This is a genomic window from Mesorhizobium sp. WSM4822, from assembly GCF_055811155.1.
In genome coordinates this window covers 326,029-352,208 of the sequence record NZ_JBVVQM010000006.1, presented here as the reverse complement: position 1 = coordinate 352,208, position 26,180 = coordinate 326,029, and the positions used below count along the sequence as shown (strand labels likewise).

20 protein-coding genes are annotated in these 26,180 nt (G+C 63.2%); 9 read left to right on the top strand and 11 right to left on the bottom strand.

From position 1 onward, the window contains the following. Positions 1-3 precede the first annotated feature (3 nt). The 3 genes from AC0L3E_RS16820 to ftsZ form a co-directional block, all read right to left on the bottom strand. The gene (locus AC0L3E_RS16820; protein ID WP_473605213.1) at positions 4-1,431 is read right to left on the bottom strand and encodes a DUF5691 domain-containing protein; all 1,428 of its coding nucleotides are present in this window, start codon (positions 1,429-1,431) and stop codon (positions 4-6) included. After that, positions 1,428-2,813, bottom strand: a complete 1,386-nt coding sequence (locus AC0L3E_RS16815; RefSeq protein ID WP_473605211.1) for an SWIM zinc finger family protein — start codon at positions 2,811-2,813, stop codon at positions 1,428-1,430. Before AC0L3E_RS16815 ends, AC0L3E_RS16820 begins: the two co-directional genes overlap by 4 nt. A 219-nt stretch (positions 2,814-3,032) precedes the next feature. Next, positions 3,033-4,067 (bottom strand): cell division protein FtsZ, encoded by a 1,035-nt coding sequence (gene ftsZ / locus AC0L3E_RS16810; protein WP_128308198.1) that lies wholly within the window; start codon positions 4,065-4,067, stop codon positions 3,033-3,035. Between the two features lie 384 nt (positions 4,068-4,451). On the opposite strand from ftsZ, the gene AC0L3E_RS16805 reads away from it, so the two are divergent. Then, entirely contained in the window at positions 4,452-5,150 is a 699-nt protein-coding gene (locus tag AC0L3E_RS16805; RefSeq protein ID WP_473605210.1) for a GntR family transcriptional regulator, read from the top strand. An 84-nt stretch (positions 5,151-5,234) separates the two neighbouring features. Here AC0L3E_RS16805 and AC0L3E_RS16800 read toward each other — a convergent pair whose 3' ends face one another. Next, complete coding sequence (locus tag AC0L3E_RS16800) at positions 5,235-5,741, bottom strand: hypothetical protein (RefSeq protein WP_473605209.1); 507 nt, start codon at positions 5,739-5,741, stop codon at positions 5,235-5,237. Positions 5,742-5,952: 211 nt separating this feature from the next. On the opposite strand from AC0L3E_RS16800, the gene AC0L3E_RS16795 reads away from it, so the two are divergent. From AC0L3E_RS16795 to fhuB, 5 genes are all read left to right on the top strand, one after another. Then, positions 5,953-7,308, top strand: a complete 1,356-nt coding sequence (locus AC0L3E_RS16795) for a glutamine synthetase family protein (protein WP_127268594.1) — start codon at positions 5,953-5,955, stop codon at positions 7,306-7,308. Positions 7,309-7,434: 126 nt separating this feature from the next. Further along, on the top strand, positions 7,435-8,319 hold the full coding sequence (locus AC0L3E_RS16790; RefSeq protein ID WP_164761829.1) for a helix-turn-helix domain-containing protein: 885 nt from the start codon (positions 7,435-7,437) through the stop codon (positions 8,317-8,319). A 136-nt stretch (positions 8,320-8,455) separates the two neighbouring features. Then, on the top strand, positions 8,456-10,684 hold the full coding sequence (locus AC0L3E_RS16785; RefSeq protein WP_473605208.1) for a TonB-dependent siderophore receptor: 2,229 nt from the start codon (positions 8,456-8,458) through the stop codon (positions 10,682-10,684). Positions 10,685-10,718: 34 nt separating this feature from the next. Then, positions 10,719-11,597, top strand: a complete 879-nt coding sequence (locus tag AC0L3E_RS16780) for an iron-siderophore ABC transporter substrate-binding protein (protein WP_473605222.1) — start codon at positions 10,719-10,721, stop codon at positions 11,595-11,597. Beyond that, positions 11,590-13,593 carry a Fe(3+)-hydroxamate ABC transporter permease FhuB gene (gene fhuB, locus AC0L3E_RS16775; RefSeq protein ID WP_473605207.1) on the top strand — a complete coding sequence of 668 codons (2,004 nt, stop codon included), beginning with the start codon at positions 11,590-11,592 and terminating at the stop codon, positions 13,591-13,593. Before AC0L3E_RS16780 ends, fhuB begins: the two co-directional genes overlap by 8 nt. A 36-nt stretch (positions 13,594-13,629) precedes the next feature. Here the strand turns inward: fhuB and cuyB are convergent, their stop codons facing one another. The 4 genes from cuyB to AC0L3E_RS16755 form a co-directional block, all read right to left on the bottom strand. Further along, positions 13,630-14,427 carry a cysteate racemase gene (cuyB, locus tag AC0L3E_RS16770; protein ID WP_473605205.1) on the bottom strand — a complete coding sequence of 266 codons (798 nt, stop codon included), beginning with the start codon at positions 14,425-14,427 and terminating at the stop codon, positions 13,630-13,632. Further along, positions 14,424-15,785: a dicarboxylate/amino acid:cation symporter gene (locus tag AC0L3E_RS16765; protein ID WP_473605204.1), complete on the bottom strand. Its 1,362-nt coding sequence runs from the start codon at positions 15,783-15,785 to the stop codon at positions 14,424-14,426. The genes cuyB and AC0L3E_RS16765 overlap by 4 nt, the downstream gene beginning before the upstream one ends. A 2-nt stretch (positions 15,786-15,787) precedes the next feature. Next, the gene (locus tag AC0L3E_RS16760; protein WP_473605203.1) at positions 15,788-16,627 is read right to left on the bottom strand and encodes a substrate-binding periplasmic protein; all 840 of its coding nucleotides are present in this window, start codon (positions 16,625-16,627) and stop codon (positions 15,788-15,790) included. Between the two features lie 186 nt (positions 16,628-16,813). Beyond that, the gene (locus AC0L3E_RS16755; RefSeq protein ID WP_473605202.1) at positions 16,814-17,506 is read right to left on the bottom strand and encodes an SDR family NAD(P)-dependent oxidoreductase; all 693 of its coding nucleotides are present in this window, start codon (positions 17,504-17,506) and stop codon (positions 16,814-16,816) included. Positions 17,507-17,875: 369 nt separating this feature from the next. On the opposite strand from AC0L3E_RS16755, the gene AC0L3E_RS16750 reads away from it, so the two are divergent. The 3 genes from AC0L3E_RS16750 to AC0L3E_RS16740 all read left to right on the top strand — a co-directional run bounded on the left by AC0L3E_RS16750 (position 17,876) and on the right by AC0L3E_RS16740 (position 22,174). Continuing rightward, positions 17,876-18,991, top strand: coding sequence for an anhydro-N-acetylmuramic acid kinase (locus AC0L3E_RS16750; protein ID WP_473605201.1), 1,116 nt, complete (start codon positions 17,876-17,878; stop codon positions 18,989-18,991). A gap of 376 nt (positions 18,992-19,367) precedes the next feature. Next, the gene (gene pstS / locus AC0L3E_RS16745; RefSeq protein ID WP_473605200.1) at positions 19,368-20,372 is read left to right on the top strand and encodes a phosphate ABC transporter substrate-binding protein PstS; all 1,005 of its coding nucleotides are present in this window, start codon (positions 19,368-19,370) and stop codon (positions 20,370-20,372) included. A 77-nt stretch (positions 20,373-20,449) separates the two neighbouring features. Continuing rightward, a complete protein-coding gene (locus tag AC0L3E_RS16740) occupies positions 20,450-22,174 on the top strand; it encodes a Na/Pi cotransporter family protein (protein ID WP_127272615.1) in 1,725 nt (574 codons plus the stop codon). Positions 22,175-22,255: 81 nt separating this feature from the next. On the opposite strand, the gene AC0L3E_RS16735 is transcribed toward AC0L3E_RS16740, so the two are convergent. The 3 genes from AC0L3E_RS16735 to AC0L3E_RS16725 are packed head-to-tail and all read right to left on the bottom strand — an operon-like array spanning position 22,256 to position 26,026. After that, positions 22,256-22,684: a GNAT family N-acetyltransferase gene (locus AC0L3E_RS16735; RefSeq protein ID WP_128309491.1), complete on the bottom strand. Its 429-nt coding sequence runs from the start codon at positions 22,682-22,684 to the stop codon at positions 22,256-22,258. Next, positions 22,668-24,071, bottom strand: coding sequence for a sigma-54-dependent transcriptional regulator (locus AC0L3E_RS16730; RefSeq protein ID WP_473605199.1), 1,404 nt, complete (start codon positions 24,069-24,071; stop codon positions 22,668-22,670). Before AC0L3E_RS16730 ends, AC0L3E_RS16735 begins: the two co-directional genes overlap by 17 nt. Continuing rightward, complete coding sequence (locus AC0L3E_RS16725) at positions 24,068-26,026, bottom strand: sensor histidine kinase (RefSeq protein ID WP_473605221.1); 1,959 nt, start codon at positions 26,024-26,026, stop codon at positions 24,068-24,070. Before AC0L3E_RS16725 ends, AC0L3E_RS16730 begins: the two co-directional genes overlap by 4 nt. Positions 26,027-26,180 lie beyond the last annotated feature (154 nt).

Here is a 26,180-nt window from a genome sequence, read left to right as displayed (position 1 = left end):
GGTTCAATGCTCGGCCAGTGACGCGTTGAGCCGCAGGAGACCCAGAGACGGCGCCGCCGGCGCCATACCGGCCGCAACAACGTCTCCGATCAATTTCTCCGCAGTTGCCGCCGTGGCGAGAAAGCCCATAGTTTCCAGAAGCTGGTCGACGCCTCGCCTCACAGCGTCATCGTTTGCTGCAACAGCGGAGCGAAGCGCCGCGAGCGTCTGGCCGTTTGTCAGGTCGGCCCATTCCAGCCAGCTTGCTTCGAGGCCCTCGGCCAGATTGAGCGCGCCAAGATGTTGCGTGTCCTTCAGGATCGACCTGACCAGGACACGCTTCCTGCGGCTGTCCAGACGCGCCATGAGGTGGAGGACGAAGAGTGCGGGCTTGTCACGTTCGGCGACAAGCATATCCGCCATGTGCGTCACCGCGGCGTCGCTGCCCGACGCGGCGACCATTCGGGCAACAAGGATATCGGCATTGCTCTCGGCGCCGAATTGCCACGCCCCGATAAACTCGAATTCGGTGGTGCCGAAGCGCGTGGCGAGGTCGACCAGGTTACAGGTCTCGAACAGTTCGGCGCGACGTCTTTCCTGCGCCGGCGATTTGAGTTTTGCCGGCGTGTAGGTGGTGCGGCGGCGGATGAAGCCGGATTTGCCTTCAGCGATGAAGGCAGCGAGTTCGGCCGTCGGATCTTCCGGCCCGCCACCGCCTGGCGAGCCGTGCTCTCCCAATCTTGCCAGCAACCGGCCAGCGAGTTCGCGCAGCTTGCCGGAACGATCGGCGGAGAGGCTCTTCAGGAATGGCACGTCATCGGCACCCAGGCCGAAGCGCAACAGGTCCACGAGTGCAATCCTGATCTCCGCCGGCTCTCCGGAGGCCTTGGTTTCGATCAGTTGCCGAGCCGAAGCCGGTGCGGTGCGGCGCATATCGGCGAGCGCGGTGCGGCGTGCGGCGGGATAGAAGTCATCCCAGTTTTCCACCGTCAGATGCTCCTGGCTTGCAGGTTTTTCGCCGTCCGCGCCTGCCTGCCAGTCGATCCAGGGTGCATAAACGTCCGGACTGCTCTGATCCGACGCGGCTGGCATCCAGTCCATCGGATGCAGCACGAAGCCGCGGCTGGCGACGAGCGTGACCACACGCGACTTGCTTCTTGTGTCGGCGGCATGCTTGAGCGCGGCTCGCAATAGCGGCCGCAGCCGTTCCGGCAGCATCGGCAAGGCGAGTTCGGGCAATTGCGGGCGGCGTTTCAGCATCTTTGGCGCGGCTGGCCGCAAGGCGGTGTCGAGAGCTTGTGCGGCGATCGCCAGCAGCCGGCGTTCGCGCTCGTCGGGGCTGGCACCGCCGGCGATCTCCTTCCACGCGCCCGGAGCCAGGTCGAAGGTGGTCCCGCCGGTGATCCAGCAGTCGCGCATGGCCGCCAGGCCGGTCTGCTCGATCTCGTTCACGACAGGTCAAGCCTCCCGAAACCGCTTTGCGCCGCCAGCAGGTCAAGCCGGCTGCCATTCCAAAGTGCTGCCGTTGCCATAAGGTCCAGCCCAAGCAGCGTTGGATTGACGGTGTCGGCAATCGGCAAGGCGATACCATGCGGATCGCCGGCGGCTTGCCACCAGGCAGCGCCCCGATCGTCCAGCAGGATCGCGCCGGGCGGCAGCATGACAGGACAATCGGTGAGCCAAGGGGCTGTGTTCTGGTGAGCAGCATGCGCCGCGAGCGGATCGGCTGTGTGAAAGCCGAAATCGGGCCACTCACCTGTCGGGACGTCGCCCTTGCGGTCCGCCACCAAGGCCCGCAGCGGCTGGCGTGCCGGGTAAAAGACCAGCCTGGCATCGAACCGGTCGCCCGGTGTGAAGGCGTTCGACCGGCGACCGGCCGAGGCCGGAAAATAGTCGAGCAAGAGAGCAAATTGCGGGCTCGCGCTCTTCAGGTTGAGCAGCCAGGTCGAATGGCTGACGAGACCGTCACGGCGCGACTCGATCTTCTCGCCAAGCACCTCCCAAACGCTTTCGACCGGTTTGGCATCGGGATTGGCCAGAACCTGCTCACGGCTTTCGGACGTCGATACGAGCCGCCTCAGTTCGGCGTCGCCTGGTGTCGATCGCCAGGCCTTGGCCACCAGCACGAGCTTGCCGAGTTCGCGGATCGCCGCGTCCGGGCGCTCCTCGCTGCGCAGACCCATCAGCCGTGACGGAATCTCGTCGATGCGGCCGGCAAGCGCTGTCGCCTTCATGTCGACCAGCCGTGCCGCAATCCGGCGGCAACGGTCACTGCTGTTGTCGACAAAACCGGCCAGGCCAAGCCGCAACTGGTCAGCGATCCATTGATCCAGCTCATCCAACGCCGCCGACACCGCGGATTGCGTATCCAGCGTCCGCTTGCGCTGCGCTGCCTCGCGGCGCTCGACCGCAGCGGCGTCCTCGGCATCAGCGCTTTCGTCGTCGCGCGAGGCCTCGCCAATGCTCTTGCCTCCCGCACCGGGCGCTGGCGCCGCCGGCTGCGGCGAGGCCTTCCTTCGGCGACCGAGCCAATCATTCACCCATTCCGGGGTCGAGCCTGCGGCGGTAAAACTGGCCGGCGTGGTGGCTGCAATCCACATCAGCGCCAAAGTGTGCTTGCAGGGAAATTTCCGCGACGGACAGGTGCATTTGTAGCCATGGTCGCCGGTGTCGACGACCACACGGTAGGGATTGGAGCCGGAACCCTGGCATTCCCCCCAGAGGAGCCCCAGTTGATCGCTCTTTTCGAGCCGTGGCCAGTTCGATTGCCTGGTCAACCTGGACGCGGCGCTCAACGACGCCTGATCGGGCGCAAGCGCTTCGATGGTTTTCAAGTCGAATTCCAAGCCGCGCCTCTCGTCGCTCGAACGATACGGGTAGCCAGTATAGATGGCCGTCTATGACGGATTCTTGTAGCAGCAGCGGCACCGAGATCGATACAGCTGAACACAATAGTTGCGCCAGTCAATCTGATCCGTCGGCAATGCAATTGCTATTCAGCGATGTCTCCCTCGAGAAATTATCTCCTGGCGAGAACAAACGCGCGATACGACCTATTGAAGCGTGCGTGCCGGCTGACCGGCGTGGTCGCGGACGATGCCGGCTTCGGCATCCTCCACCCCAAACGCACGGTCGAGACCCGTCGCCACCACCGAGACCCTGAAGCGGCCTTCCATGCCCTTGTCGAAGATGGCGCCAACGATGATGTCGGCATCCTCGTAGACTTCTTCGCGGATGCGGGTGGCGGCCTCGTCGACCTCGAACAGGGTCATGTCCCTGCCGCCCGATATCGAAACCAGCACGCCCTTGGCGCCTTTCATCGACACTTCGTCGAGCAGCGGGTTGGCGATCGCGGCTTCGGCCGCCTTCATTGCCCGACCCTCGCCGGAGGCCTCACCGGTGCCCATCATGGCGCGGCCCATGTCGCGCATCACCGATTTGACATCGGCGAAGTCGAGATTGATCAAGCCTTCCTTGACGATGAGATCGGTGATGCAGCTGACGCCGGCATAGAGCACCCGGTCGGCAATGACGAACGCATCGGCGAAGGTGGTCTTGGCATCGGCGATCCGAAACAAGTTCTGGTTCGGGATGACGATGACCGTGTCGGCGCTCTCGCGCAGCCGCTCGATGCCCTCTTCGGCCATCTGCATTCGGCGCCTGCCCTCGAAGGCGAAAGGCTTGGTGACGACGCCCACCGTCAGGATGCCGGCCTTGCGCGCCGCCTGGGCGATGATTGGAGCCGCACCGGTTCCCGTGCCGCCGCCCATGCCGGCGGTGACGAAACACATATGCGTGCCGGCCAGATGGTCCATGATCTCGTCGAGCGATTCCTCGGCCGCGGCTCGGCCGATCTCGGGAAGCGATCCGGCGCCCAATCCTTCGGTGACGTGGGCGCCAAGCTGGATCAGCCGCGTCGCCTTCGACATGGTCAGCGCCTGGGCGTCGGTGTTGGCGGCGATGAATTCAGTGCCCTGAAGCTGCTCGGCGATCATGTTGTTGACGGCATTGCCACCGCCGCCGCCAACGCCGATCACGGTGATCTTGGGTCTCATCTCGGAGATTTCGGGCTTCTTGAACTCGGCCATGCCTGTTTCTCCTTCGTCAATTGCGCGCTTCACGACCCACCCGCAGACTGCTTTTGGGCAGATTGCATCGAGCGGCATGATGCGAATCAGTCCGTTGCGATCGGTACCCCAAAAAGCCAGACAGCGGCCAGAGGTGCAAGTGCATGCGAGGTCAAGATTTGTGATGACCGTTTTGCACAGCGTGGCAGAGACGCCGTGTGCCTGACAATCAAGCCGTGAGCCTTGGCGCGACGCGTCGCTTGCCGCGCAACGATCGAAGCGTCTATCATGTGCTTGATAAGTCGCTGACTTCGGCGTTCTCGCCGGGCTCGGCCACGCAGAATCCCCAGCGGCGAAACCAGCCGGCCGCACAGATTTCTGAACCGATGAAGCAGCGCCCCGCCGATGGCTGACAAAACACAATTCGGGTTGACCGCCGTCGACACCGTTCCCTTGCATGAAAAAGTCTATCTTGAGCTTGTGCGGGCGCTGATGTCCGGCCAGTTCACGCCGGGCCAGAAGCTGACATCGCGAAAACTCGCAAGGGAACTCGGCACCAGCGACATGCCGGTGCGCAGCGCCTTCATGCGGCTGCAAGCGCTGCAGGCGCTCAGCCCAATGCCGAACGGCAGCGTCGAAGTGCCGGCAATATCGGCCGACCGGTTTTCGCAATTGACCGCGGTGCGGACTATCCTCGAAGGCTCGGCGACCGAGCTGGCGACAACACGCATCAACGGCAACAATCTGCGCACGATCCGACGCCACGCCACCGAACTGACATTGGCGGCCCGCAAGGGCGATATCGACCATTATCTGCGCAAGAACCACGACTTCAAATTCTCGATCTATCGCCATTGCGGCAACGAGCAGATGATCTTCCTGATCGAGACCGTATGGATGCAGGTCGGCCCGTTTCTCAGGAATCTCGCCGCGGGGTTCGAGGATGACCTCGCCTCCATTCTCGACATTGACTTTCACGAGGAAGTCGTAGCGGCGATCGAGTCTCAAGATGGCGAGCGCGCCCGCGCCGCCATCGTGCGCGACATCGACGAAGGCGCCTCGCACATCCTGCAGCAGGCGAGATTTTCGAAGATGAGAAGCTAGAATCGCCGGGCGATAATTGTTCGACCGAAGGCCCAGCCATGTTGTCTCGGTGGCGAACCCAGAACGTCGAATGCCGGTAGTCGGTCAGTGCGAAATTGGCGATAGCAGAAGCCGCGCAAGCTGGCCGTCGATAGGAAAGTGGATTTGCGGCGTGGACAGCATATGGACTACCTCTTTCGTCCGGTCTTCTGCGAACTCGATATCATCTCGCATTTCAACAAGATCGGCCCATTCCTCGACGTCCTTCGCCTCGAGGTTCCCGGCTAAAAAGCGCAAGAGAACGCTTCGAATGTGATCGTAGGTCAGCGTGACCAGCGCAGTTGGATAGTCCCAGGGAAGCGGCGCCAAAAGCTTTTCAAGCTCTGCAACCGGCCGATCTAGCTCAACCAGTGAGCGGATAATAGAACGCCGTTCTTCATCATTCCTGCTTTCGCCTTGGCGGCGCGGGCGCTTCGGGTGGTTATCAGTCACAATCGCCACACCTCGCCCGCTCTGACCCCAGCCTGTCAGCGGCCCCATGCCAACAATATGACACTCCGAGGGGATTGTTTGAAGGTTGAATTTCAAACTGACCCACAGTTTGAATGCCACTTGGCTTTCCGGCCTCTTGCCTCTATGTTGCGATCGCAGATCGCGCAATTGGTTTTGAAATGCCTCCCGACATCCCAGCTAGTGACTTGAAAAAATAAGGAAAAGCGCTTGGCGACAGCCAAGTTTGTTTTCCTAAAACTCACAAGCTATTTTTATCAGGGACAGTGCAGCCGGTCAGGTTGCGGCACCTTCGAAAACCAGAGGTCATAAATTGAGCGATGCAATTGCGGACGTTTTGAACTGGCTTGATAGCAGGACCGACATCCAGAGCCTGAGAGCCGCGGTGTGCGACCTCAACGGCATCATGCGCGGCAAGCGCATTCCCGTCGAGCAGGCAAGAAAGGCGCTGGAAGGCAAGCTGCGCATGCCTTTTTCGCTGATCGGGCTCGATGTCTGGGGCGAGGACATCGAAGGCAACACACTGGTATTCTCGACCGGCGATGCCGACGGACTGTGCCAGTGGACGGGGCGCGGCATTCTGCCGGTGGCCTGGACGGCGCATCCGACGGCGCTTGTCCCGCTCTGGCTGGCCGACGAAAGCGGCGCGCCCTATCTCGGCGACCCGCGACGGGCGCTGGCCCGCATCCTCGATCGCTACAAGGCCTTGGGCCTGACCCCGGTCGCGGCAACGGAACTCGAATTCTACCTCGTCGATCCGCAATCGCAACGGCCGGTCGGACCGGTCTCGCCGGTGACCGGACGCCGTCTCGATTCCGACGCGGCGCTGTCGATCGACGAGATCGACGACTTCGAATCCTTCATCCATGACGTCTACGAGGCCTGCCGGACGCAAGGCATTCCCGTCGACACGGCCATCGCCGAAAACGGCGTCGGTCAGTTCGAAATCAATCTGAACCATGTCGCGGACGCCTTGCGGGCGGCTGACGATGCGGTGCTGTTCAAGCGCACGGTGAAGGGCATTGCCCGCAAGCACGGCTTTGCCGCCTGCTTCATGGCCAAGCCCTATGGCGACCGCGCAGGCAACGGCTTTCACGTTCATTTCAGCCTGATCGACGGCGAAGGGCGCAACGTCTTCGATGACGGCACCGACCAGGGTTCTGAGACCATGCGCCATGCGGTCGGCGGCCTGCTTGCGGCAATGGCCGAAAGCACGCTGGTGTTCGCGCCGCACTTCAACTCCTACCGCAGGCTGCGCCCGAGATCCTATGCGCCGACCGCAGTCGCCTGGGGTTATGAGAACCGTATGGTGGCGATCCGCATTCCCGGCGGGCCAACCGGTGCGCGCCGCATCGAGCATCGCGTTTCGGGAGCCGACGCCAATCCCTATCTGGTGCTAGCGGCCATATTGGGCGCCGCACTGACGGGCATTGAAAGACAAATATCGCCAGGCGATCCGATCGGCACCGACGGCCAGGGACTCCCGCCGGCAAAGCTGCCGCCGGACTGGGCATCCGCGATCGCCGCCTTCGAGAGCGGGACGCATGTGGCGGAGATTTTTCCAGCCATCCTGCGCGACTCCTTCGTTGCCTGCAAACGCCAGGAATTGAACACGTTCGCGCTCAATGTCAGCGATTTCGAAATCGAGACATACCTCGAAAGTGTTTGAGGCCTGACGGCCCCAGCGGTATTGGTTCCGGCCGATTTTCGAGCAGCCGCAAAGCACTTGCGGTGGGGTCGCTAACCGGGCATAAACATGATAGTTTTTATCATGTTATGGTTGGGATCACAGGACTTGACCTTCGTTGCGCGCATGGAAAGCCGGATTGAGGGCTTTTCAGTCATTGGCGATCTGAAATGGCATGTCTGGGACGGCGTGGTCGCCGACCTCTGGGATGTCTCATGCGGTGACAAGGCCGAAGGCTATTACGTCTCTCCCGACCCCCGGCTGTTCGTCGCGCTCGATGTGGATGGCGACGGCGCTTTCTTCGTCGAAGGCGCCAAGGGCGAATTGCGCCGCCACGACCAAGCTTTTTCCATGGCCTACATACCGGCCGGCGTGCCGATCCGCGGCCGGGTCGAGGGGCTACGGCGGATCCGGCATCTCGACCTGCATTTCGACGCCGCAGCGCTGACGCGCCGCTTCGGCCGCAGCCTTGACCACGAGGCCTTGCGGATGTCGCGCTTCCAGTTTCGCGACGACCGGATCGCCATGCTTGCCGGCATGATTGCCGCCGAATGCGGCAACGACCGGCCTCTGCATGATCTCTATGGCGAGGGCTTGCTCAATGCCTTGTTCGCAAGCCTGTTCCAGATAGACCAGCCTGATACCGCCAGGCGACGGTCGCCGCTGTCGCGCCGCAAGCTGCGCCTCGTCACCGACTACATCGACGCGCATTGCCTGGACAGGATCCGGCTTGCCGATCTCGCCGCGCTGACCGGCCTGTCCGAAACCGCGATGAGTCATGCCTTCAAGGCGGCGACGGGCGTGCCGCCGCATCGTTGGCAGATGCAAGCGCGGGTCGACAGGGCCAAGGCGATGATGGCGCGCGACGCCGCTTCACTTGGCGACATCGCCGAGGCAACGGGTTTTTTCGACCAGGCGCATCTGACGCGTGTGTTCAAGTCGATTGTCGGATTGACGCCCGGCGCCTGGATGAGGAGCACCAGTCGCCAGTGACATTTCCGCAACATCACACCGTGATGTCCCTCGTTTGGACAAGAATGGACAAACTGCCCAATTCCGTCCAATGACCCGCAGATAAGTTGAGATAAATGATCAAGTATCTCAATGTCGACAGGCGGGGACTTTCCTGATGAGCAGAACTTACCGGATGAAGGCGCTTCTGGCGGCCAGCGTCGCCGCAGCCGCGATGATCCCGCCAATGGCCGCGTTCGCGCAGTCGGTGCAAACCAGCACCCAGCTTGAACCGGTGGTGGTCGAGGGCGAGGCCGGCGACGGCGCGACCGGACCGGTTAAAGGCGTCGTCGCCAAAAAAAGCAGGACCGGCTCCAAGACGGCGACCGACATCAAGGACATCCCGCAATCCGTGTCGGTGGTCGGCCGTCAAGAAATCGACGATCAGGGCGCGCAGAAGGCTGATGAGGCCTTGCGCTATACGGCCGGCGTCTTCGCGCAGCCCTTCGGCCCCGACAGCGACACCAACTGGCTGTACATCCGCGGTTTCCAGGCGACGGCCACCGGCACCTACATGGATGGGCTGCAGCTGTTCAGCTACGGCTTCGGCGGCTTTTATGTCGACAGCTTCGGGTTGGAGCGCATCGAGGTGCTGAAGGGACCGGCCTCCGTACTCTACGGCGGCAGTAATCCCGGTGGCCTGGTCAACTATGTCAGCAAGCGGCCGGACTTCGAACGCACGCGCTATGTCGAGACCGGCGTCAACGACGCAGGCAATGTCTATCTCGGCTTCGACATTGGCGACGTGGCCAAGGATGGCGCGGTCAGCTACCGGATGACGGGCAAGGTCGCCGGCGGCGATACCTACAGCGACCTGCAAAATGGCTGGCGCGGCTTCATCTCGCCAAGTATTACGTGGAAGCCGGACGAAGCAACCACGCTGACCATCCTGGCCAATTACAGCCACATCGACGAAAACCACAATGGCGGCAGCTTCCTGCCCTATAGCGGGACGGTGACGGACCACATTGTGGACGGCGTGAATTATGGCCGCATCGACCCGGATGCGAATTTCACCGAGCCGAGCGTCGATCTCTACAAGCGGGAACAGGGCTCGATAGGCTACGAGTTCGAACACACATTCGACAATGACTGGACGGTGCGCTCCAACACTCGATTTAGTGCCGCTTCCATCAACGAAGTCAGCGTCTATCCCAACGGCTGGTCCCGAGATACGAATCCTGCAGCGAGCCCCACTGCGCTGGATCGCATCAATTTCGACCATGATACCGACGCGATGACATTCCTGTCGGACCTGCAGATCGAGGGCAAGGTGGAGACCGGGCCAGTCGAACACACGCTGCTGGCCGGCATCGACTACAAATATTACAACATCGACCAGGTGCAGTCGTCGGCGGAATTTGGGCTTACTCCGCCAATCGACGCGTTCGACCCCGTCTACGGTTCGCCGCTGACGCCCCGCGTCAGCTATCTGAACCAGGACCTGACGCAGAAGCAGCTCGGTTTCTATGCGCAAGACCAATTGCGTTTCGGGGATGGCTGGCTGGTGACGCTGAATGGGCGATATGATCGCGGCTGGCTCGATGCCGACAATCGCCCGACCTATTACACGGAGAAATTCAATCTCCCGGTCATTGATTTGAGCCAGACCGTCGGCGACTTCTCCGGGCGAGCTGGGCTGGCCTATGAATTCGACAACGGCGTCACCCCCTATGTCAGTTTTGCCACCTTCTTCAACCCAATCATCGGCACGACTGCGACCGGCGGCTTGTTCAAGCCGGAGACAGGCCAGCAATACGAGGTTGGGGTCAAATATGTGCCGACCTTCATCGACGGCCTGTTCACCGTGTCGCTCTTCGACCTCACCCGTCAAAATGTGGCTTCGAACGTTGACGCATTCGCGCAGATCCAGACCGGCGAAGTACGCTCGCGGGGCATCGAACTCGAAGGCAAGGTCAACATCACCGAGGAGTTCCGGGTGACGGGCGCATTCACCGCCTACGACATCAAGATCCTCAAGGACGTGGACGCATTCAAGGACGATACCGGTATCTCGGTGATCGGCAAAACGCCCTTCATCGTGCCCGAAGTCATGGCTTCCGCCTCGGTCGACTATACGTTCCGCGGCGACTGGTATGACGGCATCTCGATCGGCGGCGGCCTGCGTTATGTTGGCTCTTCGTGGGCCGACAATGAGAACACGGCCAAAGTGCCGGCGGTCACGCTGGCCGATCTGAAACTCGGCTACGAGAAGGAGAATTGGGGGATCGATCTCAACATCACCAACCTCTTCGACAAGACCTATGTGTCGAGCTGCCAGACGACGCTGACCTGTTCCTATGGCGAAGGCCGCTCGTTCAAGCTGAAGGCGCATACGACTTGGTAGTCGACTTGGTTACAGCTTGCCAAACAAGCCAGTGATGATCCATCTGCCCAACAGAAGGCAGGTGCTTGCGCTGGCGGCCGCGGCATTGCTGCCACCGGTCGCCGCCAGGGCTGCTACACCACGCGTTGCAGCGATCGACTGGGGCATGCTGGAGACGTTGCTGGCACTCGGCATCGAGCCGGTGGCGGCGACCGAACTGATCCAGTTTCGCAAGATCGCGGTCGAGCCGAGAGTGCCCCAATCGGTGACCGACCTCGGCCTGCGCGGCGCACCCAACTACGAACTGCTGCGCATCGTCGCGCCTGATGTCATCGTGATCTCCAATTTCTATGAATACCAGCGCCCGATGCTGGAGCGCATCGCACCGGTGTTTGCGCAAGCGGTGTACGAGGCCGGGGTACCGCCCTATATGCTCGCCGAGGCGGCGACGCTGGCGCTTGGCGAAAGGCTGGGACAGCAGGCCGAGGCGAAGCGCTATACCGACGAGACCGCCGATGAAATCGCACGATTGCGCGCCACCTTGCCGCGCGCTTCCGGGCATCCGGTCTTCGTCATCAGTCTCGGTGATAGCAGGCATTTTCGCGCCTTCGGTAGCGATTCCATGTTCGGCGATGTGCTGACGCGTCTCGGCCTGATCAATGCATGGACCGACGAGACGAGCTACAGCGCGGCGGCACCCGTCGGACTGGAGGCGCTGGCGCGCGTGCCCGAGGCGTCGATCCTGATCGTTTCGCCACTGCCGGCGGATGTCGGGCGTTCGCTTCCGACAAATGCCTTGTGGAACGCTCTGCCGGCGGTGCGCCAGAACCGCGTTGCCGTCCTGGAGCCGGTCAACCACTTTGGCTGCCTGCCGTCGGCGCGTCGCTTCGCGCGCCTGGCGACGGCAGCTGTTGCCGGGCAGGCCCATGGCTGAGCGCACTAAAAGCGATCGCGCCGCGACGATTGCCGCGCTGTTGCCAATCGCCCTGTGGGGCCTCCTCGCGGCTGTCGCAGCGCTCCTGTTCGCATGGCGGGTCAGCATGCAATGGCCGGCTCCACTGCCGGGCGGCATCGGTCTCGACCGCGTCATCCTGGTCTACAGCACGCTGCCGCGCGGCGCGGTGGCGGTGCTGGCGGGCGCCGTGCTCGGCCTGTCCGGCCTGCTGTTGCAGCATGTGCTGCGCAACCCGCTGGCCGAACCGTCGACGCTTGGCATCTCGGCCGGCGCGCAACTGGCGATGACGATCGCCTCGCTTTACGCACCGCTGCTGATGGAGCGGTCGCAGGGCCTGGTCGCCTTCGCCGGTGGCATCGCCGCGGTGCTGCTGGTGCTGGCATTGACCTGGCGGCGCGGGCTGGAGCCGGTGTCGGTCATGCTCGCCGGGATGATGGTGGCGCTGACCGCCAGTTCCGTCAGCGCAGCACTGATCCTCGCCAATGGCGATTACCTGTTTTCGCTGTTCATCTGGGGCGGCGGATCGCTGGTCCAGCAGGACTGGGAGCCGACCATCGCGCTGACGGTCAGGCTGGTGGCCGGCGCGGTTGCCGCATTGATGCTGCTGCGGCCGCTGACCATTCTTGGTCTCGACGATGCCTCGGCACGCGGCCTGGGCGTCGCCCGTCACTCAAGCCGCTTTCTCATCATCGCGCTTGCCGTGTGGATGGCGACGTCAGTCGCGGCAGAGGTTGGCGTCATCGGGTTCGTCGGTCTTGCAGCGCCGGCGCTGGCCACGCTTTCGGGCGCCCGCACACTGCGCCAAAAACTGATCACCGCGCCGCTGATCGGCGCCGTGCTGCTGTGGCTGACGGACGGGCTGGTACAGCTGGCCGCCGGTTCCGGTGGCGAACGCATTCCGACCGGCGCCGGCACCGCCCTGCTCGGCGGTCCGCTGCTGCTGTGGCTGTTGCCGCGGCTGCGCCTTCTCGAATGGCCGCATCTCGGCTCCAAGGGGGCAGCACCGCGCAAGGCCAGCCGGCCCCGGCTCATCATCCTGCTTCTGTTTGGGCTGGCGCTTGTCGCTGCCATCGTGGCGCTTGTCGTCGGGCGCGGCCCGGACGGCTGGTCTATTGCTGGGGGAGACCTGTTAACCGATCTCGCCGCGTGGCGTGCGCCGCGGATCGGCGTGGCGGCCGCCGCCGGCGCCATGCTCGCGGCCGCCGGCGTCGTCATCCAGCGGGTCACCGGCAACCCGCTGGCAAGCCCCGAAGTGCTTGGCGTCGGCACCGGCGCCGGTGCCGGCCTGACAGCCGTGCTGATGGTCAGCGCCACGGCCAGTCTCGGCTGGCAGCTCGCCGGCTCAGCCTTGGGCTCACTGGCGACCTTGATTGCCATGCTGGCCCTTGCCGCACGAGCAAAGTTCGGTGCCGAGCGGCTGCTGCTTGCCGGGATCGCCATGAGCGCGCTGTGCAGCGCTGCGATCACCGCGACGATCGCCATGGGCAATGCACAGTCCTACATTCTGTTGCGCTGGCTGAGCGGCTCGACCGGCCAGGCGACGGCGCTCGATGCAGGGCTGGCACTCGCCTGTCTGTTGCCGCTGACGCTGCCGCTGTTTCTCGCCGCGCGCTGGCTGGACATCCTGCCGCTCGGGTCCGACAGCGCACGCGGGCTGGGCGTGCCGGTCGCTGGCGGACGATTGATGCTGATCGTCGTTGCCGCGCTGCTGACCGCGCTGGCCGCCATGGTCGTCGGACCGTTGAGCTTCGTCGGCCTGATCGCGCCACACCTTGCCCGTCTGGTCGGCTTTTCGCGCGCACGCGTCCATCTCGCCGGAGCGATGCTTCTGGGCGCCTTGCTGATGATCGTATCGGACTGGCTGTCGCGCATGGCGGCCTTTCCCTACGAACTGCCCGCCGGCCTGTTCGCTTCGCTGCTTGGCGGGCCGTATCTCGTCTACCTGCTTGCCAAGGGCGTGCCGCGCCAGGGCTGACGGGTTCCGAAATGCTATGAGGTTCTATCCATAGGGCTAGGCCAGTGCGGCCAAGCTGGCGCGCATCGATCGGTCATGTTCCGGCAGCCGCGATACGGTCGGCAGGCCGCGGGCTTTCTGGGCACCGAAGCCCAGCCGTGTCAGACAGGCTCGCGCCAAGGCCGCATTGCTGTCGATGACGACCAATCCATTGATATCGTTGAGGCTGGCGGCCACCACCGACAGTTCGGTGCAGCCGAGCAGGGCTGCATCGGCGCCGGCCGCTTGCGCGATGTCGAGCGCGCGCTCGGTTTCAACCGCCGCATCCCCGATCGAACCCGCTTTGACGAGGCTGATTGCGCTGTCGACACACTGCTGAAACTCGGCATTCGCGGGAGGGCAGAGCTCAAATCCCGCCGCCGACATCCTGTCCTGATAGAAGCCGGAGACCAGCGTGCCTTGAGTGGCGAGAACAGCAACCCGGCCCTGATCCAGGCTGCGACGCGTCTCCGTCACCACAGCATCTCCGATATGGATGATTTCCGCGCGCGAATTCGCCGCCAGTTGGCCGTACCAATGGTGGGCGGTGTTGCACGGCATCGCGATACAGGCGACGCCGAGCGCATTGAGCGTCGCGACCGCGGCTTTCAAAGGCGCCAGCGGCCCGTCATGGCCGGCAAGGATGGCTTCGGTCCTGTCGGGCAGCTGCGGGACACTGAGGATCACGGCAGGCACATGTTCGTTGTCTCTGAGCGCCTGGGTCATCCGGGTCAGCTTGAAGTAGAAATCAGCCGAAGCAAGCGGCCCAAGACCGCCGATAATGCCGAGCTGGGGACGGATGCTGTCGTCGATCATCTGACAGGCTCGGCTTCGAGCTGGTCCGAGACGGTTTCAGGCTGCGTCGTCTCCCTGTGGCTGGGAGCGATCATTGCCGTGCTTGCCGCGACGGTGCAAACGCTGGCCAGCGTCATGAACGTGTCGACGGCTGCATCCACCGCGACGAACAGGACGAACGCCGCCTCGAAGGGAAGCTTCAGGTAGCCGCAGACGATGGACATCTGGGACAGGATGAGCAGGCTGCCCATACCGCCGGTGGTGAGCGCGAGAAGCGCTGAGATGATGCCGACGAGCACGAGGTCCGAGACTGCAAGCTGGTGGCCGTAAAGCTGGGCGATGAACAGCGCACCCGAAGTGTAGAGCAGCGCTGGGCCTGTACGCAGCAATGCCGCCTGCAGCGGCACGAGCAGTTCGACCACCACCAGGCTGAACCGCAGGCGCTCGCTCAAAAGGTTGATGACCCAAGGCAGCGAGGCGACCGTAGAGCGTGTGGTGATGGCCACCATGAGAAGGGGCTGGCAGGTCTTGATCGTGGTCCAGTAGCTTCGTCGCGACCGGATGGCGATAATGGCAAAAGCCCCGGCAACGAATATGAGGCAGGAGAGGCCCATCACCAGCAGGTAACCGCCCATCAGCGTGAGCGGCTTGGTTCCGGTCGACGCGGTCTGGTCCGCGATCAGGATGAAGGTTGCAAAGGGCAACCCCCAGATGAACCAGTTGGTGAGCACCGTGCAGGCCCGGTAGACCGCGTTGAGCGCCTGGGTCAGGCTCATGGACGAAGGCTGGGGAATCTTCCCCATCGCGAGCCCGAAAAGCAGGCAGAACAGCAAGACCTGGATGGTCTGCCCCGAGGCAAGCGCGTTGAAGACGTTGTTCGGCACCAGGTCGAGCAGGATCGAGTGCCCGCCATTGGGATCGCCATTGGAGGGCGGCGGCTGGAACGGGAAGGCGAGATCGGTGGACACGCTGCCTTGCGAATTGATGAACTCGCCAAGCTCGATGCGCGACTGGGGGTTTTCGATCTGGCCCGGCTGCAGGATCAACGACAAGGTGCCGCTCACCAGCACGCTCAGGAACGACACGACCAGAACGGCCATACCCACCTTGCCGAGGTAGCGGACCGATTTCGGGTCCTGGACCATCGCCGTGATGGAGAAGATGACCGACGAGACCAAATAGGGCAGGACGACCATCTTGAGGAAATTCAGGTAGAGCTGTGCGACAGGGCTGATCGCATGGGCAAAGTCTGGATAGTAGAGGCCGCACAGTATCCCTGCAGCAATCATCGCAATCGTCGTCACCGGAGATCGCAGGATACGACTTGCCGCGAGGCGCCAGTCGAAAGGCAGGGGTCCGGCTGCGTCGGAGATGGCCATCGTCAGGCTTTGCTCCCCAGGCGATAGCGGGCGATGATCTCATCCGTGTTGAGAATCAGCTGACCCCGCGCGAGATCGAGATAGAGATCGACAAAGGCCGCGAGGTGCGGATTGTCGGGCCGCACGCCGACTGCGATCGTATCGACCTTGTCGGTCAGCGTGATCGAGCGCGCGACAACCGTCATCGACGGATCGTCGACCATCAGCTTCTTGATCTCGAAATCATCGCGATAGGCCATGTCGATCGTCCCGTTTCGGATCGCATCGATGATCAGGTCCCAGCTTGCCAGGCGGTGGATTTGCGCATGCGGGAAGGTCGTGGCCGCATAGGCGGCGAATGAAGAGCCCTCGATCACGCCAAGATCGCCTGAGAAATCACGGACGATCTGTTCGGGCGGCTTGCCTTGCGCGATACGCGCCAGGTTGAGGCGGTTGGCGATCAGCCCTTGTCGCAGCATGGCGTAGGGGCGGGAATATATGATCGACCGGCCGCGCTGAAGCGTCCGGCTAAGCTTGCCAATCGCCATGTCGGCCTGTCCGGAACTGACCTGTCTGACGATATCGTCGAACGTTGCGGCGGATCGGTCGAACACCGGCTCGACGCCAAGCGCCGCGGCGATGCCGTGGGCCAACTCCATGTCTATGCCATCGTCCCCCGATCCGTCGGACGGAAAGAACGGATTGGAAGCGAAGGCCGGCATTGCGATGCGCAATGCATCGCCGCTCGCGATAGGTTGAGGGGCGTTCTCCGCCTGCTGTCCCGGAGTGCTGGCTGCGCGGGCTTGCGAGATCAGCAACCCGCCGCTCCCGGCCGCAAGCAGTGTACGACGTGTAACCGACATGCGCGTTCTCAATTAACCCGGGAAAGCTGCAACATGCACAACCCGCGTTAAACAAACGTATATATTACACTGAGCCTTTTTATGTATTGGACAAGCAGCTTAGCGCCACAAAATATCAGCACTGCCTAATATATTAGGAAGAGCGGAAGGATCGCGTTGCTTCCCGCCGGGCGATCGTCTGGATTGTCAAAACGTCTCGACCCAAGGCCGTAACTCAAGCTCCGAGCTCCAGGCGCTGCGATGCTGGCGATGGGTTGTGAGATAGGCCTCGGCGATGGCATCCGGCGACAGGCGGCGGTCCTGTAGGTCGGGATCGGCTGCCTGTCCGGGCGGCGCGATCTGGCCGTCGATAATGAAATGGACGACGTGGATGTTCTGCGGGGCGAGTTCGCGGGCCATGGACTGCGCCAGGCCGCGCAGGCCGAATTTCGGCATGGCAAAGCCGGCCGAGCCGGGAAAGCCCTTCACACTGGCAGTGGCGCCGGTGAACAGGATCGAACCGGATCCCCGGACAAGCAGCCGGCGCGCCGCCTGCTGGCCGACCAGGAAGCCGCCATAGGCGCCGACCAGCAATGCCTGTTTGACCGCTTCCGCATCGAGCTCGGCGATCGGGCCGCGGGTGCGTGCGCTGGCGTTGAACACCACGAGCGCCAGCGTGCCGGCCTTGTCGGCGGTGTCGAACAGCCTGGCGACGGACGCAGCGTCGGCGACATCCGTCTCAACGGCCAGAGCACCGGTTTCGTCGATCAGAGCGCTGAGCTTCTCGACGTTGCGGGCGGCCAGAACCACGCGAAAGCCTTCGCGGGTGAGAAGGCGCGCAAGCGAGGCGCTCAGACCAGCGCCCGCGCCTGCAATAACGGCCACATCGGATGAGGTCATGATTTTCTCTCCCTTGCGGATTTCGGCGGAAGCGTTCGCCAGATCAGACAAGGTCGCGCCTTCGGGGCTGACAGGCAAGATGTGGCATCTCGGTGGCTGTTGAACCAGACGGGCTGCAGAACCGACGTTGCGCGGTCCAACATCGCCTGTGGCGCTACGAAAGCCGCTCGGCTTTCAGCACCGAGACCGCCATTTCGAAAGGGCAAGTCTTGGACCTTACCCGCCAACCGGATTCATCCGACCAACATTTTGACCGTAGAATCGTTAGGCTTCGTAGAGCTGTCGGCGATCTCATCAATGGGGACTGGAGCATGGTCCCGAAAAGTGGGAAACGGTTTCGGAAAGATTATGCTCAACAAGGAAACGATTATGGAACCAATCTGGGCCGTCGGCCTGATGACCGGCACGGTGCTGGACGGCAACATCGACGTCGCGCTGATCAAGACCGACGGCGAACGTATCGAGGATTTCGGCACCTACCGGCTGATGCCCTATCCTCCGTCGATCCGCTCCCTGCTGGAAGAGACGTTGACGGAGGCGCGGGCGTGGAACTTTGTCGGGCCGGAGCCGGCGATCTTCCACACCGCGGAGGAAGCCCTGACGCGTGCCCAGTCAGCAGCCGTCAAGGAATTGGTCGAAGGCTATGGCATGACGATGGCCGATATCGGCGTCGTCGGTTTTCACGGCCAGACCGTTCTGCATCGCGCGCCGCAGGTTGGACGGCTGGGCCAGACAAGGCAACTCGGCGATGGTGAGCTGATGCATGCCATATTGGGTACCAAGGTCGCTTACGATTTCCGCTCGGCCGACATGCGCGCCGGGGGGCAAGGCGCGCCGCTGGCCGCGGTCTATCACACGGCGTTGATGCGCGGCGCCGGCGCCAATGGCGAGGTGGCCGTACTCAATCTCGGCGGCGTCGCCAACATCACCTGGTGGGATGGCGCCGACAATGTCGTTGCCTTCGACACCGGACCGGCCAACGCGCCGCTGAACGATTTCATCAAGTCGAAGGGGCTCGGCGAGATGGACCGCGACGGCGCGCTCGGCGGTGCGGGCAAGGTGGACGAGGCGCGGCTGGCCAAGCTGCTGCAGCACCCCTATCTCACCAAGCCCTATCCCAAATCGCTGGACCGTTTCGACTTCGGCGCCGCCATGGCGGAAGGGCTGGATGCGGAGGATGGCGCGGCACTGCTGACCGCCTTTACCGCTGGAGCCGTCGGCAAGGCACTCGACCTCTTACCAAGCCGTCCGAAAAAACTGGTGGTCAGCGGCGGCGGCCGCCACAACCCGACCATGATGGCGATGCTGACCAGCCGTGCCGGCGTCGAAGTGATGCAGGCCGAGAGCCTCGGCTGGAGCGGCGACGCGGTCGAGGCGGAGTGTTTTGCCTTCCTCGCGGTGCGCGTGCTGCGCGGCCTGCCAATCAGTTTTCCGAGCACGACCGGCGCACCGCGGCCGATGCGGGGCGGAAAACTCGCCAGTTAGAGCCTCTTCCATCCCGGAACGGGATGGTCTCTATCTCAGTGTTTGAGGATGATCTTTCCCGCCCGGCCGACTTTCAGGCGATGCGGCTTTTTGCTCAGGTTTTGCAGTCGAAAGGTCTTCGGAATAGTCGAAAAGCTTTTCCGCCGGGACCCACTGTCATCCAACCGTTAAGAAGAATTAATACAAGACAACAGCGATCTTGTTTTCAGCTGACGCCTCATTTCGCAGGCGTATGGCCATTGATGCGCGCCCACATAGCGGCGGCAGTATAGTTGGGATTCAATTTATGTTGTCAGCAGGTTTAGCGTTATTGCGCGGTGCACGGCCGACGGTCTCGGGGGTGGCAGCTGCGCTCGCCCTTGCGATCATCGGGGCCATGATCGGATCCGCTGCGCGGGCTGAGCCCATTCGCGGTGCGGGGTCGACACTGGCCGCGCCGATCATCGGCAAGTGGGCAACGACATACAAGGCTGCACGCGCCGACGGCGGCGACTTCTTCACGCTGGACTGGACCGTCGATTATGAACCGGTCGGATCCCTTGCCGGCCTGATGCGGCTTGCGCAGCCCGAACTGGATTTCGCCGCCACGGATGTTCCCGTGCAGGCTGATGATCTCGCCAGGAACGGCCAGCAGCAATTTCCGATCGTCATGGGCGGGATCGCGGTGGTCGCCAATCTCGATGGCCTGCCGGAGCAAGGTCTGCGCCTCTCCGGCCCGGTGATCGCCGACATCTATCTGGGCAAGATAAAGTCCTGGTCCGATCCTGCGATAAGGGTGCTCAATCCCGACATAGCCCTTCCCGATCTCGCCATCAGCGTCATCCACCGGCAGGACGGTTCGGGCTCAACCTATGTCTTCACCGAGTTTCTGTCATCGACAAGCGAAGACTGGAAGACGAAGCCTGGAGCCGACACTCTGATCGACTGGCCGCTCGGGACAGGCGCGGAAGGTACGCAAGCGCTTCTTCGTGCCGTGGCTGCGAGCAAGGGGGCGATTGCCTACGCCGAATACGGCCAGGTTCTTCGCGCCGGCCTTCCCTTCGCAGCGGTCCAGAACAAATCCGGCAAGTTCGTCAAACCGGACCCGCAGGGCGTGCAAGCAGCGGCCACCTCCGTCGCCTGGGGGGAAACGACCGACTTCTTCGCCTCCCTCACCAATCGCAGCGGAGATGGTGCGTACCCGATCAGCACGGCGGTGTTCGCCGTTGTCCAGGTCGCGGGGCGTTCGGAACATCGCTATCGCCGCGTGCATGATCTTTTCCGGCTCGCCTTCGCGCAAGGTGCCGGCGACGCCACCGCACTCGGCTATGTGCCGCTGCCGAAAGCGCTCATTGGCCAGATCGAACATTATTGGGCAAGGCAATTGCCGGTCGGAAACTGACCCGAACGAAAGCTGCCTTGCGCAGCAACTGAACTTCATACCGCGTCGTCGTGGCGACTTGTTGGGGACTGCCTGAAATGGACATAGATATCTTCAAGGACATCCTCGTGCCGGTGATCGGCGGCTTGGGCATCTTCATGCTCGGTCTGGATTTCATGGCAAACGGCATCCAGGCCCTGTCGGTCAACCGGATGCGCGATTTTCTCGCCAAGGCAGCCGGTACGCCGGTCAAAGGCGTGCTGGCGGGAACGCTGATCACCGGCGTCATCCAGTCGTCGACGGCGATGAGCGTCATGGTCGTCGGGCTGGTCAATGCCGGTGTCATCGCCCTGCGGCCGGCGATCAGCGTGATCATGGGCGCCAACATCGGCACCACGCTCGGCAACGGGCTCATCGCCCTGCCGCTCGGTCCGCTCGGATTGATCCTGGCCGGCGTGTTCTCGCTGGTCTACTGCTTCGCCAAAAGCGAAAAGGTGAAGAACATAGCGCTCGCCTGCATGGGTTTCGCTCTGATCTTCTACGGCCTCAACCTGATGACCGGCGGCCTGCGTCCGCTTCGCAACCTGCCGGAAGTCATGGCGCTGCTGCAGACGCTGACGGCCGACTCCTACCTCAACCTTTTCAAATGCGTGTTCATCGCCGCCGGCGTGACCGCGATGATCCACTCGTCCTCGGCGACGATCGGCATCGTCATGGGCCTTGGCGCGGCGGGCATTCTCGACTGGACAACCGCCGTCGCCTTCTCGCTCGGCGCCGATCTCGGCACCACGATCACGTCGTGGATGGCTTCGCTCAACCTTTCGAAGAACGCCAAGCGGACCGCCTATGCGCACATCTCGTTCAACATCATCGGGGTGTGCATCACCATCCCTCTGTTCTTCGTCTCCATCCAGGTGCTGGAATGGGCCATGCAGTTCTTCGGCGGCGATCCGGCCGTTCCGGTGATTGTCGACGGCAAGGAGACCTTCCCCCTGGTGCCGGTCGCGGTCGGCCTCTACTCGACCTTCTTCAACGTCTTCAACACAGTGCTGCTATTCCCGTTCATCGGCGTGTTCGAGCGGGTGCTATCGCGTGTCGGCCACACGGATGCCGACGACGCGGAGGATTTCTCGACGCCGAAATTCCTCGACCGCAAACTGGCCAGCGATTTTGCCAAGGCCATTCCCGCCGTGCAGCAAGAGACGGCCCGCCATCTGGAGGCCGGCGCCATGTTCCTCGACATCGCACGCTCTTCCAAGAAGGCGCCGTCGGATCCGGGCGAGCACTATCTGGCGACCGACATCCTCAGCCGCGATATCCGCGCCTACACCGCCGCGCTGATGAAGGAGGATCTGCCTTACGAACAGCTCGATCTGATCGCCAGCCTGATCGAGGAAGCCGACTTCACGGCCGCCCTGACGGAATCGATGCATCAGGTGGCGCGCCGCGTCAGGCGCGAGAAGTTCAGCAACCCGGCGCAAGCCATCGTCGACGTCGCGCTGAACAAGCTCGACACGTCGCTGCGCGAAATCTTGCCTACTTACGGAATTTCCAGCCCGCAGATGCCGGCCGGCCATGTAAATCTGCCCGGGGTCGAGGAACTGCGTGCCCGCACGCTGGCGCTCGGACCGAATGCCGGTGCCGCCGAACGCGGCACGATCCTGGCCCTGCTCGGGTCGATCGAGCGTGCGGAAATCCTGATCCATCGCATCGATGCCGAGCGCAGATCCGTAAACCGCCAAAGCGTGCTCGCCCGTGCGTCGGCACGCAAGGAAACCAGAGCAAGCCCGATGGGAGACCCAGGCCTGGTTCCGGCCGAGTAACGGTCCGCCGGACCATAACCACCTTCGTTCGGATTGCGGGTCAGGCAGGAAGACAGTCCATCCCGGTTCCGCCGGGATGGATCAGGCCAACGCCAGCCTCTTCTGTAGAAAGATGCGGCTGCGGCCGATAGGGAAATCGGCAAGCGTTCCAAAGGGCTCGTAACCCTGACGCTGGTAGACCTTGGCGGCGTTCGGATTGAAGGTGTCGATCCAGGCGTTTCGACAGCCGCGCGCCACCGCTTCGTGTTCGGCCGCATCCAGCATCTTGCCGGCCATGTGCTGGCCGCGCAGCCGCTCATCGACCCAGAGCCATTGCACGTAGAGCCAGCCCCAGGCGGTGTAACCGGAAATGCCGGCGACGACCGCGCCATCCTCGTCGCGCACAAACACCACAAGCGCCTTCCTTTCGGATGCGCCGACATCGCCGTCGTTGAACGCCGTCAGCCGTTCACCGAGAAAGGCGAGTTCTTCCGGCAAGGGATTTGCCGTCGTTTCAAGCGTCGTGTTCATCGCTTTTCCGAGATGGTTGCGTGTCGGCGTCGCCGCCATTGCGAAACTCTGATGCGGCAATGCCGTAGCGCTTGAGCTTGTCATAAAAGGTCTTGCGCGGTACGCCGAGCGCATCGATGGCGCCGCGCACGTCGCCGCCATGATCGCGCAATGCGTCGCGGATGAGCTGTGCTTCGTATTGGCCGACCCGTTCGGGCAATGCTGCCGTAGGCTCCGGCGAATGCGCGGAGACCGCCCTCCTCTCATCTTCCGGACCGAGGCCGAGCGCAACACGGTCGGCAAAATGGGCAAGCTCGCGCACATTGCCTGGCCAGTCATGCGACTGGAGATGATCGCTGACCGCAGCGTTCATCTTCGCGACAGGCCGGCCGAACCGTTCTGCCGCCTTGCCGAGGAAATGCCCAAACAGCATCGGGATATCGCCGCGACGCTCGCGCAGCGGCGGGATGCGCAGCGTCACCACGTTAAGGCGAAAATACAGATCCTCGCGAAAATCACCGCGTTGGTCCGACCGCCCCAGATCGACCTTGGTCGCGGCGACGACCCTGAGATCGATGCGCCTGATGTCGTTCGAGCCAAGTGGAGTGAGGCTGCGCGTTTCGAGCACGCGCAGCAGCTTGACCTGGAGCGCCGGCGGCATGGATTCGATCTCGTCGAGAAACAGCGTGCCGCCGCTGGAATGCTCGATGCTGCCGATCCGCCGCCGCTGCGCGCCGGTGAACGCGCCCGCCTCATGGCCAAACAACTCGCTCTCGATGACCGTCTCCGGCAGCGCACCGCAATTCAGTGCCACGAAGGGTTTTGCGCGCCGTCGCCCCCATCTGTGCAGGAGGTCCGCCACCACTTCCTTGCCGGTTCCCGTTTCTCCCTCGACCAGCACATCGACGTTCATGTCGGCAATCTGGCGCAAGGTCTCGCGCAGTCGCTTGATGGCAGGAGCCTCGCCGATCAGCGGCAGGCCGTCAGTGGCGAGGGCCGCGGCTTCGCGCAGCCGCCGGTTCTCCATCACCAGCCGTCGCTTCTCACTCGCCCGTTTCAGCGCCTCGACAAGGCGGTCGCCGGCATAGGGTTTCGAGATGAAATCGTAGACACCGTCCTTGAGCGCGGCCACTGCGAGATCGACGTCGCCATGGCCGGTGACCAGGATCACGGGTATGTCCGGGTCGATCGCCTTGATGCGATCGAACAGCTGCAGCCCGTTCATGCCCGGCATGCGGATGTCGCTGACCACCACGCCTTCAAAGGTCCTGTCGACAACGGCAAGCGCTGCCTCGGCGGCGTCGCGCGCGACCACAGCGAAGCCGGCAAGCTCGAGCAATTGCGTTGTGGCGTGCAGCAGGTCCGCATCGTCGTCGACGAGCGCCACCAGCCCTGATCCCTCAATCATTCAATTCGCCTCAAATCGATGGTGAAGGATGCGCCGATGCCATTGCCGGGATCGAGCCGCAGCGTGCCGCCCAATTCCTGGGCGATCTCCTGCGAGATCACCAGCCCGAGGCCAAGCCCCTTCTCCTTGGTGGTCTGGAACGGCATGAACAGATTGCCGGCTGCTTCCGGGCCGAGACCTGGGCCGTTGTCGCGCACCGAAATCAGCACCCTGTCGTCGCGCTCGGCAAGCTCGATCTCGATGCGCGGATCGGGCTGGTCCTTCATAGCGTCCAGCGCATTCTGCAACAGATTGACCAGGATCTGTTCCAGCCGGATGCGGCTGGCCATGACCACCGGCGAGGCATTGCCGCGCGGCTTGACGATGGTCACGCCGGAATCACGGATGCGGCCCGACAGCAGCGACAGCGCGCCATCAATTGCCTCGCGCACCGGCAGCGGCGAAGCGGCAACCCCGGGTCGACGGGCGAAAGTACGCAAGGTGCCGGTGATCGCGCCGATGCGCTCGGTCATCGACACGATCGACGTCAGATTGCCGCTGGCCGGTTCGGTTTTGCCGGTTTCGAGAAAGCGGCCCGCATTCTCGGCATAGGTGCGGATAGCGGCGACCGGCTGGTTGATCTCGTGCGCCACGCCGGCGGCGATTTGGCCGAGGATGGAAAGCCGGTTGGCCTGGGCGAGGTCGTCGCGCAGCCGGCGCACCTTGGCTTCAGCATTCTCGCGCTCGGCGATTTCACCGGCAAGTGCGGTGTTGGAGCGGGTCAACTCGGCCGTTCGCGTGCTGACTCGGCTCTCCAGTTCGGCATTCATCCGCGCCAGCGCCTCCTGCCTCAGCCGTCGTGCGCGCTGGCGGCGGGTAAGCACGAAGGCAAGCAAGCCCATCAGCAGAAGCCCAAGCAGCGTGGTCAGGCGCGCCGTGTTGGCGGCCGATGAAAGAGCAGCGTCGGCGGGAGTGAGCAGCCAGAGACGCCAGCCAGGAACAGCAGCGGGCAAATCCTGCACCACCTCGACGAACTGGCGCGGTTTTCCCGCGTTGTCGATCGTCGCCAGGCCGTCACCAGCGCCGCGCCGGATCGGCAGCGGCTCGAAGCCTGCATCGGCCAATTGGAGCTGCTCGTGGGCTGCGGCGGTGTCCTCGGCCGACAGTGGCGCCAGCGCACGGAACCGCCAGTCGGGCTGGCTGGTAGCCAGCACCACGCCGCGTTCATCAGTGATGAACACAAGGAAACCGCTGGAACGCCAATTGGCTTCGACGCCGTCGAGTTCGACCTTCAGCACCGCAACGCCAAGCGGCTTGCCGCCATCGTCGACGCGGCTGGCAAGGTACAGCCCCGGTCTGCCGCTGATTGTGCCGAGGCCATATTGGCTGGCAGCACCCTTGCTCATCGCTTCCTGGAAATAGTGCCGAAAATTGTAATCGATGCCGACAAAGCTCGCCGGTTCGTCGGCATTGCTGGCTGATATGGCGATGCCTGCCGTATCGATGATGTAGATGGCGGATGCCGAGGCATCGCCGGCAATCGACTTGAGCTTGTCGTTGAGGGCCTTTTCTTTCATTTTTCCGGCCCGGCGCAGAGCGCCGCGCACCGCGTCGTCTCGGGCCAACACCAGTGGAACCAGGCGCTGCTTTTCGATTTCGCCGGTCAGGGTTCCCGCCGCCAGCGGCAGTGCGGCGAGTGCCGTCTCGCGCAGATTATCGGCCGCCTGGCCGGAGGCGATGCGCCCGGCAATGGCGATCGCGCCGGCCAGAAAGGCAAGAGCGACGACCACGGCAACCCAGCGGCCATCGCGCAGCCGCGCCACGGCCTCGCGCAGCAATCCACGGCCGGCAAATCCAGGGAATCCGCTATCGGTGCCTGCTTGCGGCGTCTGCCCTCTCCCCCTTGCTCGCGGCCTTTCGGCCAGTGTAATGCGAAAATCCGCCCAGGCAAACACTGCCTGTGCGGAAATCCGCACAGGCTTTGGCCGCATGACGTCAGACAAAGGCGGAAATCCCGTGGTTCCGGCCTTTCCGCGAACTGGCACAGCGTTTGCAAAACTCCCTGGCAGCGGCGTGCGACCGGAGCGCCGCGATGGGAGAAGTCACGCAGGGCGCTCCGCCCCATCCGGC